We start from the raw sequence: 11424 nt of genomic DNA, 5'->3' as shown, positions 1-11424 counted from the left end.
CGTGTCGTATTCAGCCGCACAGGACAAATGGCACGTGTCCCGCCTCCACGCCTCCTTCACACTTGAATGCCTAGCTTCACGTCCCTCACAGGGGTAACACTTATTTTTACGTGGACGCTGCCGCCTCTACGACGTCCGTACTGACGGACCCTTCCCGCCAACTGCGACTGCTGATCGACAGCGTGCGCGACCATGCGCTGTACCTGCTTGATCCTGATGGCATCGTCTGCAGCTGGAACCCGGGCGCGGAGCGCATCAAGGGCTATTCAGCCGGTGAAGTGGTCGGCACGCACTTTGGCCGTTTCTATCTGGCTGCCGATCGCGAAGCCGGGGAACCGCAGCGCCTGCTCCGCCTCGCAGCGCAGCACGGTCACGTCGCCAGTGAAGGCTGGCGGGTGCGCCGCGATGGCTCGTCTTTCCGGGCCAGCGTGGTCATCGAGCCGGTCGTCGAAGCAGGCGAGCTGCTCGGCTTCGTCAAGATCACCCGCGACATCACCGAGCAGTGGCAGGCACAGCGGCTGCTGCGTGATGCCCAACGTGCGCTGCGCAATACCCAACAGTTCGAGACCGTCGGCCGCCTCAGCCGCGGGCTGTCGCACGAGTTCAACAATCTGTTGACCACCATCGGCAACGCCCTGGACCTGCTGTCCCTGCGCGTGAACGGTGACGATGCACGCGCCGCCGAGCTGCTTGATGCGGCGCAGACCGCGACCGATCGTGGTGCGCTGCTGACCCGCCAGCTGCTGGCCTTCAGCACCGGCCAGACCCTGATCCGCGAACCACTGGATATCAATGCGCTGATACGGCAGTGGCTGCCGGACCTGCAACGCACCTGCCCGCCCACGGTGGTGCTGAATGCCCAGCTGGCGCCCGGCCTGCCTGCGATCAACACCGATGCGCTGCAGCTGCAGACGGCGCTGGCCAATCTGGTCGCCAATGCCGCGGATGCTACCCTTGAAGGCGGCCGCATCCTGATCGGCACTGCGCTGGAACATCGCCTCGATCCGGATGCGGACTCCACGCTGCAACGTGGCTATGTCACCCTCAGCGTCTGCGATGAGGGCCACGGGATGGCGGCCGACATCGCCGAACGGGCGACCGAGCCGTTCTTCACCACCAAGGACATCGGCAAAGGCAGCGGCCTGGGCCTGAGCCAGGTGTTCGGATTCACTACCCAGAGCGGCGGCTTCGTCGACGTGTCCACCACGCCCGGTGTCGGCACCACGGTCAGCCTGCTGCTCCCCGCAATGGAGGACCCTGCCGATGACCGATGACCCGATCCGCGTATTGATGGTGGAAGACCAGACCGATCTGCGTGAAATGATCGGCCTGGCCCTGCGCGACCTCGGCATCGACGTGGCCACGACCGCCGATGCGCATGAGGCCGCCGCCCTGCTGAAGGGCGAAGCGCGTTTCGACGTGGTGTTCAGCGACGTCAGCATGCCCAACGGCATGTCCGGCATCGAACTGAGCGAGCATGTGGCGCGCGAACAGCCGCAGGCGCGGATGATCCTGTCGTCCGGTTATGCGCGCTCGCAACTGCCGCCCCTGCCGGAACAGGTGGAATTCCTGCCCAAGCCGTACCGCCTGCGCCAGCTGGTGCAGTTGTTGAAGCAGGCGTAATCAACTGTGCGCCGGCAGCAGGGCCCTGCGGTCAACCCGTCATCGCCCCCCGCTGGAACGAAGCCAGCAACGTAGAGGCTGCCGCTGCCGGCGCCAGCCGACCGCGCGCCAGTGACCAGGTGATGCCGTAGAAGCAGGTCCAGTAGAAGTCCGCGAGCCACACTGCGGTGAAACCGACGTTGAACTCTCCGGCCGCCTGACCTCTCAGGAAAAAGGCCTCGAAGCGCTCGCCGATCGGCGCCCAGCGCTCCGGCAGCAGATGCAGGTCACCCTGGCGCTGCTGCTCTTCCATCATCCGCGCGAACAGCAGCGTTACCAGTTCCCAGTCCGCCAGCAGCGTGGCGGTGACCTGCTCCAGCACGTGGTGTGCATCACCGCCCTCATCGAACCAGACCGCCGCCGCTTCCACGCGCTCGAAGCCGGCCGCGAACAGTGCCTCGTCGATCGCCTCCCGGGTGGGCGCAAACCGGTACAGGGTCGCGCGGCTGATACCAGCCCCGCGCGCGAGTTCGCTGAGGGTGCAGCGTGGATGGCTGACCAGGGTGGCCGCCAGCGCATGGGGCAGGTCGCGGCGGGTGCGTGCTGCGGCAGGTCGCATGAAAGCGCTGAGGTATGGGTTCGCCCTCACGCTAGCATGAATCACCAATTAATAAACTGAATCAAAGATGATTCATTCGGATCACCGATGCGCTAAAACAGAGATGCGTCCGGTGCACCCGGGTCGGTGCACGGCAGGGAGCGCGTCACAGGCATCGAAGGAGACAACGCCATGCTGCATCCACTACGCGATATCGCTGTGCTGTTCGACGCCAGCGACACCGGGGACCGCGTTCTCAACATCGCCGCCCATCTGGCGCAGGCACAGCAGGCCCATCTGGTCGCGGTCTCCACTGCCCAGCATCCCACCGACATCGCCAACGGTTTCGCACGCGGTGCCGGCATCGCCGCCGCACTCGACCACGAGGCGCGCGCGGATGCCGCCTGCACCGCGCAGCTGATGCAGAACCTGCGGACCGTGTCCGAGCCGCTGCAGATCAGCACCGAACTGCGCATCGTCTCGGACTACCTGGGCGGCGCCGACCTGGCCCTGCAGTCGCTGTACTGCGACCTGATCATCGCCGGCTATCCGCGTACTCCCGGCGCCCCTTCTGGCTGGCACCCGCTGGGAACGCTGCGCCAGACCGGCGTGCCGATGCTGCTGGTACCACCACATTGGCAGGGCGACCAGGTCGGCCATCGCATCGTGGTGGCCTGGAATGCCAGCAAGCAGGCACGTCGTGCGGTAGCCGATGCGTTGCCGCTGCTCGCACGTGCGAAAGCGGTGCACCTGCTGATGGTCGACACGCCCAGGGCCGAGGCCACACCTGGCGCCGAGATGGCCCAGCACCTGGCGCGGCACGGCGTCGAAGTAGAGATCCAGGCGATCAGTTCAAGCCAGGGCGGCGTTGCCGCGACCATCCGCCAGCACGTGCTCGATGCCGACGCCGACCTGCTGGTGCTGGGCCCCTACAGCCGCAGCCGGGTGGTCGAGCGTGTGCTCGGCGGGGTCACCGAGGATCTGCTGGCCGAAGTACCGGCGCCCTTGTTCGTGTCGCACTAGTACCGCCCTGCCCTGCCCGGCGATAGCCGGTCAGCGACTGCCCGGTGTGCCGCCGGAAGTAGCGGCACAGGTAGGATGCATCCTCGAAGCACAGGCGCTCGGCGATGCGACCGATCGGCAATTCGCTGTAGGTCAGCAGCGCCTTGATTTCCAGCACCACCTGGCGATCAATCAACGCCTTTGGCGTTTCGTCGAAGCACTCGCGGGTCAGCTGCGAAAGATAGAACGGGGTGATGCACAGCGCGTCGGCATAGGACTGCACGTCGCGCTGGCGCGTGCTCCGCTCACCGACCAGTTCCCAGAAGTTCCAGGCCAAGCGCTCGCGTCGGCTGACCTGCGCCACGGCCACACTGCGCGCCGGCAACAGCGTGGCGAATTTGAGGAAGAACGTCTGCAGCAGGTTGCGCAGCATCACGTGACGATAGCGGCCGCCATTGTGCTGTGCATCCATCAACTGCTGCAGCCAGCCCTGCAGCAGCGGCACGTCCAGCGGCGACGGCACGCAGTGGGGCTGATCGTGCAGGAACTTGAACAGTGCATTGGGAAGCACATAGGCCACCTCCGATGCGAGCGCCTTGGGCATCAGGCAGACCACCGCCAGAAAGCCGCGTGAGCGCTGCCGCAGCAGCGCCAGCGTGTCCTCTGCCAGCACCAGCACATCGTGCCGCTGCACCGCTACCTCGCGGAAGTTCAGTGCAAAGCGTGCGCGCCCCGATACGCATACCAGCACCGCCAGATAAGCGTGGCCGAACGACAACGGGACGCCCCGCCCTTCGGCCAGCGTACTGACCTCCAGGCGCATGGATTCGTCCTGGTCCAGGAGCTGGGGTACGCGATCCATCGGCCGATCCGGCTGTATTCCGGGCCCCAGCATACCCGGGCTCGGCCACCCGTTGTGAAAAGTACCGAAACCATCAAGGTCCCGCTCTGGGCCGATCGCGCCTGGCGACCTAGCCTGTGCACTCTCTTTGTTCCCGTGGAATTGACATGCAGCTGCACACCGAACGCTTGATCCTTCGCCCCTGGCGCGACACCGACGCTGCCGATCTGTACGAGTACGCCCGCGACCCGCGGGTCGGGCCGATCGCTGGCTGGCCGGTGCACACCAGCGTTGAGGAAAGTACCGAAATCATCCGCACCGTCTTCAACCGGCCAGAGGTCTACGCGCTGCAGAGCCGCGAGGACGGCCACGCGATCGGCTGTGTCGGCATCCTGATCGGCACCGACAGCAACTTCGAGATCAGCGATCGAGAGGGTGAGATCGCCTACTGGATCGGCGTTCCGTACTGGGGCCGCGGACTGGTGCCCGAAGCGGTGCGCGAAGTGATGCGGTACGCCTTCATGCAGCTGGAACTGGACGCACTGTGGTGCGGCTACTTCGCTGACAACCTGCAATCGCTCAGCGCGCAGAGCAAATGCGGCTTCCAGCATCACCATACCGAAGTGAACAAGTTCAACAGCTTCCTCGGCGACTACCGCACCGAGCACATCAGCCGCATCACCCGCGAGCAATGGTTTGCCCTGCAGGCCACCTTGCCAGCATGAGCGAAGTTCAGGCCGACGTGCGCTGCATGAACAGAAGTTCCGGCGTCGAGGACGCATCAACCTGCTGGAAGCCGAGGTCGCGATACAGGGCCACGGCAGCTGCGTTGTCACGATAGACGCGCAACGTGAGGCGCTGCACACCGGCTTCGCGCATGGCCTGTGCACTCAAGGCGTGCATGAGCAGCCGGCCAAGGCCGCGCCCGCGTGCCAGCGGGGAAACAATGATGCGGCCCAGGTGCGCGGTACCGGCGTCGGTCATCCAGTACTGGCCAAAGCCCAGGCACTGGCCCTGCTCGTCCAGCAGCGCCCAGCCCGGCCTCGGCCCGAGTTCGAGCACCTGCGCGAACCGTTCCTGCGGCAAGGGAAACAGCACGCCGGGACCCGCCCAGCGCTGGGTGGCCTCGGCGGAATCAAGCCAATCGGCAATGGTGGCGTAGTGGGAAGGCTGGACGGCGCAAAGGTTTGGTTTCATGACCCGCATGGTGCGTCATTCGTGGCGATCAGACACGCTGCGTGGCGACACTTGAGTTTTGTCATAGGACAATAAACAATGCCAGGTGTCCAGCCCATTCCCCCTTCGGGAGATCCCATGTTCAAAGGCCTCAGCGCGTTTCCACTGACCCCGCTCTCTGAAGCCGGCATCGACTTTCGTGCGTTTGCCGGACTGGTCGAGCGCCTGGCCGATTCCGGTGTTGATTCGATGGGCGTGCTTGGCTCCACTGGCAGCTACGCCTATCTGGAGAAGCACGAGCGCAAGCGCGTGCTGCGCGAAGCCCTGGCGCACGCAGGAGGCGTACCGGTCATCGCCGGCATCGGTGCACTGCGTACCCGCGATGTGCTGGAACTGGCCCTGGACGCCGAGGATGCAGGTGCTGCAGGCCTGCTGCTCGCCCCCGTGTCTTACCAGCCCCTGAAGGACCATGAGGTGCAAGCACTGTTTGAGACCATTTGTACGGCGGTGCGTACACCGATCTGCGTCTACGACAATCCAGGCACCACGCACTTCCGCTTCTCCGATGCCTTGCATGGCCGGATCGCCGCGCTGCCCAACATCGCTTCGATCAAGATTCCGCGCCTCGCTGATGATCCGGCCGAGGCGGCCGCCCGCGTTGCTGCGCTCCGTGCATGCGTTCCCGCGCATGTGACGCTGGGCGTCAGTGGTGACGCCTCGGCGGTGCGTGGACTGCTGGCGGGGTGCGATGGCTGGTATTCGGTGACCGCCGGACTGTTCCCCGAGGTTGCGCTGCAGATCATGCGGGCCGTGGGTAGTGACGATGAAGAGGGTGCTATTGCCCTGTCTGCCCGGCTGGCGCCGCTGTGGTCCCTGTACGACCGGTTCGGCGGGATTCGCGTCATGGCCTGCGCGGCGGCACTGCTGGGACTGTGCGGCGAGAACTGCCTGCCGTTGCCGTTGCAGGGGCTGCGGGACGGTGAGCGCGAGGAGGTGGAGACGGTGCTGGGTGGGCTGGGGTTGTTGTAGAAGCCCGGAGTGCGGCTGCCATGCGGCTGCAGAAGATGGTGACCCCGGCCCGATTCGAACGGGCGACCTTCCCCTTAGGAGGGGGCGACGGCTCCAATAGTACCAATGCCTGCGGCTCTGGCTGTGCCAATCGCGTGCCAAATCACAGGATGGGAACGGTCGCCTACACCTTCCGAAGCTGTGCACGCCCTGCCCTCACCCACGCCTTGCGGGCGTCCCTCGGACGGGGCTTCGTCTCTACCGGCGGCTTGCGCGGCTCCAGCGCTTCCTTGATCCGCTCGACCTCCTTCGCGCCGGCCTCGGCCAAGCGCCGGGCCTGTTGCTGCTGCTCGCGGATGGGCGGCAGGCCAGGTGGCGGCGGTGCCGGCTGGATCGGGGCGTTGTCGGTCAGCATGGCGACGGCCTGACGCAGCGGCATCTCGGGGTACAGCCTAGCCGCGCGCCAGCGCTCGGCGTAGCGCCTGCCCTGAGGCACGCTGGCGGCAAAGACCTGCTTGGTCTGGAAAATCTTTCGCGCATCCAAGTGCACCCGGGCACCACGGCCGGGCGCGGGCGTGAAGTTGGCGACTGACCGTCCGTTCCACCACAGATCCCACCGCTCACCCGTCTCGACCCAGCCGGACGGGATCGGCGGGGTGCGGAAGCCTTGGTAGGTGGAGGAGATCATGGGCGGAAGGATACGGCCGGCCGTCGCATCGGCTGCGACAATCAGGGGTTCACGCCGAATTGACGTTGGCATATGCCACGGCGATGATCGTGAGGACGGCAAGGACCGTCTATGCGCCGCCGACAATTCGAGCAGCACCTGGAATCAAACAAATTCAAGGAGTTACAGCCGTGAAACTGCCAGTTGAGCAGCGCCCCCAGCAGATGGAATTGCTGCCTGTTAAGGAAGTGGAGATCGACGGAATCCAGATGGGCGTGCTGAGTGACGGCACTCCCTACCTCACGGCGCGAGGACTGGCGGTTATGTGCGGCATCGATAACTCAGTCCTGATCCGAATGGCCAACAATTGGGCAGAGGAGCGGAACAAGCCGCGCGGTAGAAAGATCTCTACGCTCCTGGCTAATCAAGGCTACACGGGTGAGTCGCTCTATCTCCGTACTCAATCCAAGGGCGTTGAGACCCATGCTTATCCAGACTCCGTCTGCATGGCGATCCTCGAGTACTACGCATTTGAGGCGGAGCAGAACGACAGCGGCGACGCCATCAGAAACTACCGCCTGCTGGCTAGGTCCTCGATTCGCACGTTCATCTACAATCGGTGCGGCTACGACCCAACCAATGCCATTCCCGCCCCATGGAAGAACTACCATGAGCGAATTCTGCTAAATGACCAAGTCCCACTGGGATTCTTCTCGGTATTCCGAGAGATTGCTGACGTGGTCGTCCACATGATTCAAGCAGAGTGCCCAATCGACGAGCACACCGTCCCCGACCTGAGCGTCGGTATTGCCTGGTCGAAGCACTGGGTGGCAATTGATGGCGACAGCGCCTTCGGGACTAGGCAAAAGCACCCGCACTTCTTCCCTGAATGGTTCCCCCAGGCGGCTGTTAATCCGGTTGAAGCCTGGATCTACCCTCTCGATGCGCTTGGCGCCTTCCGCATTTGGCTCTATGAGAACTATCTGCCGAAGTCATTCCCAAAGTACATCCAAGGCAAAGTCAAAAGTGGAACATTCTTGGCCTCTGGCGCAGAGATCTTGCTCGGTGCGGTGAAGCGAGAGGCGCTCCCCGCCCCGCGCAACTGAACTGACCAACGCTTGATACCGGCGCGGCGCTGCTCACGCGCCCCCGGTTGAACTGCCAGCGGCCCCGGATCCGGCGAAATCAAGATTCCCGCAATGCCCAGGAACGAGATTTGATATTCACGCAAGGAGCTTCGACCACTCCCTCCGCCGTCGGCTTGTGCTTGCAAAGTGGCGAACGCGCCTTCCCCAAATCGCATGGCAGAGTCCTAGCAGAACTTAGCGGATCCGAATTTCAGTATCCGCATCAACGCATACACTATCTGCCTCTAGCACTTGGCAAAAAGTAATATCCCGAGCGCCTAATGATTCTTGGAGGAAGGACGACAATGAAGATCCGTATTGCTGTGCTAGCCATTCTTCTAATGGCCTTCTACACCACCACGAACGCCCAGCCTTATCGCGGAGGATCAAATTACAACTGGTTCCACACTGAAGGCTGCCAAAGGGAGCCATACGGCGTGCTTTCCAATTATCACCTCTTCCGTAACGAGATAGATGCGCAACTGAAACAGATGGCGTCAGGTGGCCAGCAGCGATTGCGTATTGGCGTGTTCCACGCACGGAATGCGAACACGGGGACCGTCATCCCCTCTGACGGCGGGAACCTTCCGGTGCAACAACGGGAGAACCTGCGTGACCTAATGATCTCTGCCAAGAACGCAGGATTCGTAGAAGTCGTTGTTGCTTTTTTCCCTCAGCTAAATAACGGACCAGGATCATGGGCAGGCACCACTTGGAACGCATCTCACGAAGAATACTTCCAAGAGAACTGGAACTTGATCGCCAACTTGATGCCCTACATGCGGGAATCAAAGATTAAATTCCTTGTCGACTTGATGAACGAAGGCTCTCCACCATCCTCCGCCCCATACCTGTGGCGAGAGTATACAAAAAAAATGTGGGCCAACTTCACTTACGTTTTTGGCCGAACAGAGACGGTCGGCTTCTCAATACCAACAAACAGCGCCGATCGAATCGCATTCCTCCCTGAACTATATGGATCTCTACCACCGTATTTGCTTGATTTCCACCTTTATGGGGATGAAAAAATGCAGCTAAGGTCCATTGATGCCAGCCTCAATGCCATCAATTGGCCGCAGGGAATCATCATAGGCGAGTCCTATTACAATGACTCAACTTCTGCAATGAACATATCTTCTGCAGCCAGTGGAATGAGCAGATCAATTTACTTCGCTCTACAGTGGCCACTGACGCGCACGTCCACATGCGCTGACGTCAACGTAGCTCCGACTAGCGATTTCAACAACTACATTCTTCAAGGGCTATAGATCCACTGGAGCGGCACTCAGCGGCACTCAGCAGCCCGGGCCTCATACGCGCCGCAAGCCCGGGCGATGCATTGGTCATGCTTCTGGCCAGCGAGACGCCGGCGATGGAGGCCTACCGCTTCAGCCGCGCAGTGAACACGCCGCGGAACAACCGCGAGGACCTCCTGCTTACTGTCTGATGAAAGATCGCTGTCAGGCTCTGGTGGCTGAGCTTCGACCAACTAGGCCTCTTGCTCTCTCGACCAGCTTTAGCAACCAAGTGAAATCGAAAGCCCACGGGAACAATCTGCCCCCAAGGGCGCATGCAAGCGCGATCAACACTGCCAGCAAGCAAACGGCTACCGCCTTAATTGGCAGCTGCAGGCTTGACATCAAGGCAATAATCCCAAACGCATACATTGCTTTCAAAACGTAGATGTGCCCGATGAATATGGCCAACGACTGCCGGCCCAACCCCGCAATCTTCTCAGAGTCGGGCACCAGCATGAAGATTGCGATGGCACCCAACATCCCCAGCAGTAGCTGGGCGGCACGCAGCGATATTCCCCCAACAGGCCCGACGTCGAACCCTTGGTAAGGGGTGTGCGCCCACAGCCACTGCAGCGGGACTTCCCGGGAAAGGTATGCGGCGGCACCGACTGCCACCAGCATGGCCACGGCAACAGCGGGCCTTCCGGTCGGAAGCCTCGGGCCGCCGTTCTGCGCAAACACGTAACCCAAGACAAAGAACGGGAGCAGAGACGCCGTTCGGCCCATTGACCAGGAATGATTGAACTCAGGCGCTAAGCCGGAGAGGAGGCTGATACCCACAGCCACAAGAACCGGCGCCCCCGTGGCAACCATGACGGGAAGCAGCAAGCGCCAACAGAACAGGCTCACCAGATACCAGAGCGCCCAGTAAGGGTTGCTGACCTGATAAGCAAACGGCTCCCTCCCGAGGACGGAAACCATGCCATTCGTCGCCATCTGGTGCGCCAAATATGGGAGGACTACGAACGCGACAAGCGTCCGCGCACGCCTCACGTCAAGAACGTCCGCGCACACCAAGCCTGATAGGAATACAAAGGCCGGCATGTGGAACATGTAGATCCAGCGGTAGACCACCTGATCCGAGTCGAGGGGCAGCCACTCGATGAGATGCCCTGCGACGACCAGTACCATCAAAATGAACTTGGCTGCGTCGATCCTTGAGTTGCGCATAGCTATCCCCTTCCTGAGGGGCGGATTCTAACCCGGGGCACGTCCCTGTGCCCTAGTCGTTCAGGAGATCCCTGCGCTCCAGTGGTACTTGCCCGCGCCACCACCTTCCGAGGAGACCATGAAGCCCTCGCGGTCCAGCGCGTCGATCCGCAGATCCGACGCCCCCCCCCCCCCCCCCACCGCAGCGATCACCGGCTGGGGAACTTGATTGCAGGGGGAACGGGAACGTCACGGCTTCGCCAATATCTGCGACCCCGCCCATCTCGTTGTACAGCGGGAAAAGGCACCACCAGAACTCGCCTTCGTATCGCCCGCCGGCCAGCAGATATCGTCCGCCGAAGATGCAGCAGTCCTCTGTCTCAATGACGTTCTTAGATCCATCCTTCTTGATCGCGTCATAGCGGAACTTCCGGTCGGTCCGGAAAGTACCGTTCTCCCGCATGGACACCTCGATTACCTCAAGTGCCTGGGACGTCGAAATCCAGCACGCGACGGCCCCGCTTCCGCCGATTTCCTTCACAACTGCTCCAGCGCCGTCCATCACGAAGAACTCAATGGAGACCCGCGGCGTACCTGCCGGGTTGCTGAAGTCCAAGAACGAGCCATCGGCATAGCCACTGGCACCGAGCAAGAGGTCCAGGCGAGGCAGAACGCCCGAGCTAATGATCCCATCCGTGTACCACGGCGATACCACCAGCTGGCATTCTCGGAGATCATCAGTCATGCGGAGCATGACGTCGAGCGGTAGACCAGACACAATCTGGCCAAACTTGTTGTACGCCAGCAGGGCATAGCTGCTCGGCCGATTATCAAAGTTGTTCTGCACCGTGAACTGGTTGGATGTGAAATCCCAGCTCTAAGAAGAGTCCAGCTGCTCGCAGGCCATGCCGACTATGCAACCACCGAAAAATATTAAGCGCATCTGACGCCAAACG

The 11424-nt window shown here is 62.2% G+C and carries 13 protein-coding genes; 7 read left to right on the top strand and 6 right to left on the bottom strand.

Annotation, left to right across the window (positions count from 1 at the left end; genetic code table 11):
- The first annotated feature begins 110 nt into the window (after positions 1-110).
- Together ACZK3W_RS09935 and ACZK3W_RS09930 are read left to right on the top strand one after the other, a co-directional pair.
- Positions 111-1274: a two-component system sensor histidine kinase NtrB gene (locus tag ACZK3W_RS09935; RefSeq protein WP_478450750.1), complete on the top strand. Its 1164-nt coding sequence runs from the start codon at positions 111-113 to the stop codon at positions 1272-1274.
- Positions 1264-1623: a response regulator gene (locus tag ACZK3W_RS09930; RefSeq protein WP_010482617.1), complete on the top strand. Its 360-nt coding sequence runs from the start codon at positions 1264-1266 to the stop codon at positions 1621-1623. The genes ACZK3W_RS09935 and ACZK3W_RS09930 overlap by 11 nt, the downstream gene beginning before the upstream one ends.
- 31 nt (positions 1624-1654) lie before the next feature.
- On the opposite strand, the gene ACZK3W_RS09925 is transcribed toward ACZK3W_RS09930, so the two are convergent.
- Positions 1655-2221, bottom strand: a complete 567-nt coding sequence (locus ACZK3W_RS09925; protein ID WP_049421338.1) for a TetR/AcrR family transcriptional regulator — start codon at positions 2219-2221, stop codon at positions 1655-1657.
- 171 nt (positions 2222-2392) lie between these two features.
- Between ACZK3W_RS09925 and ACZK3W_RS09920 the strand changes: the two genes are divergently transcribed.
- Complete coding sequence (locus tag ACZK3W_RS09920; protein ID WP_478450749.1) at positions 2393-3223, top strand: universal stress protein; 831 nt, start codon at positions 2393-2395, stop codon at positions 3221-3223.
- Here ACZK3W_RS09920 and ACZK3W_RS09915 read toward each other — a convergent pair.
- On the bottom strand, positions 3171-4064 hold the full coding sequence (locus ACZK3W_RS09915; protein WP_478450748.1) for a helix-turn-helix domain-containing protein: 894 nt from the start codon (positions 4062-4064) through the stop codon (positions 3171-3173). The two genes, ACZK3W_RS09920 and ACZK3W_RS09915, sit on opposite strands and share 53 nt — an antisense overlap.
- A 146-nt stretch (positions 4065-4210) precedes the next feature.
- Between ACZK3W_RS09915 and ACZK3W_RS09910 the strand changes: the two genes are divergently transcribed.
- A complete protein-coding gene (locus ACZK3W_RS09910) occupies positions 4211-4768 on the top strand; it encodes a GNAT family N-acetyltransferase (RefSeq protein WP_478450747.1) in 558 nt (185 codons plus the stop codon).
- Between the two features lie 7 nt (positions 4769-4775).
- Here ACZK3W_RS09910 and ACZK3W_RS09905 read toward each other — a convergent pair whose 3' ends face one another.
- Complete coding sequence (locus ACZK3W_RS09905; protein ID WP_478450746.1) at positions 4776-5249, bottom strand: GNAT family N-acetyltransferase; 474 nt, start codon at positions 5247-5249, stop codon at positions 4776-4778.
- 108 nt (positions 5250-5357) lie between these two features.
- On the opposite strand from ACZK3W_RS09905, the gene ACZK3W_RS09900 reads away from it, so the two are divergent.
- Positions 5358-6248, top strand: a complete 891-nt coding sequence (locus ACZK3W_RS09900; RefSeq protein WP_478450745.1) for a dihydrodipicolinate synthase family protein — start codon at positions 5358-5360, stop codon at positions 6246-6248.
- 163 nt (positions 6249-6411) lie between these two features.
- On the opposite strand, the gene ACZK3W_RS09895 is transcribed toward ACZK3W_RS09900, so the two are convergent.
- Positions 6412-6915 (bottom strand): hypothetical protein, encoded by a 504-nt coding sequence (locus ACZK3W_RS09895; RefSeq protein WP_478450744.1) that lies wholly within the window; start codon positions 6913-6915, stop codon positions 6412-6414.
- 170 nt (positions 6916-7085) lie between these two features.
- Between ACZK3W_RS09895 and ACZK3W_RS09890 the strand changes: the two genes are divergently transcribed.
- On the top strand, positions 7086-8000 hold the full coding sequence (locus ACZK3W_RS09890) for a BstA C-terminal domain-containing protein (protein WP_478450743.1): 915 nt from the start codon (positions 7086-7088) through the stop codon (positions 7998-8000).
- Positions 8001-8326: 326 nt separating this feature from the next.
- On the top strand, positions 8327-9289 hold the full coding sequence (locus tag ACZK3W_RS09885) for a hypothetical protein (protein WP_478450742.1): 963 nt from the start codon (positions 8327-8329) through the stop codon (positions 9287-9289).
- A 192-nt stretch (positions 9290-9481) separates the two neighbouring features.
- Here ACZK3W_RS09885 and ACZK3W_RS09880 read toward each other — a convergent pair whose 3' ends face one another.
- Positions 9482-10489 (bottom strand): acyltransferase family protein, encoded by a 1008-nt coding sequence (locus ACZK3W_RS09880; RefSeq protein WP_478450741.1) that lies wholly within the window; start codon positions 10487-10489, stop codon positions 9482-9484.
- A gap of 52 nt (positions 10490-10541) precedes the next feature.
- Complete coding sequence (locus ACZK3W_RS09875) at positions 10542-11315, bottom strand: hypothetical protein (RefSeq protein ID WP_478450740.1); 774 nt, start codon at positions 11313-11315, stop codon at positions 10542-10544.
- Positions 11316-11424 lie beyond the last annotated feature (109 nt).

The organism is Stenotrophomonas sp. 80084_Sma (assembly GCF_056481995.1).
The sequence above is the reverse complement of the archived record's forward strand: the minus strand, read 5'-3'. Positions and strand labels throughout refer to the sequence as shown.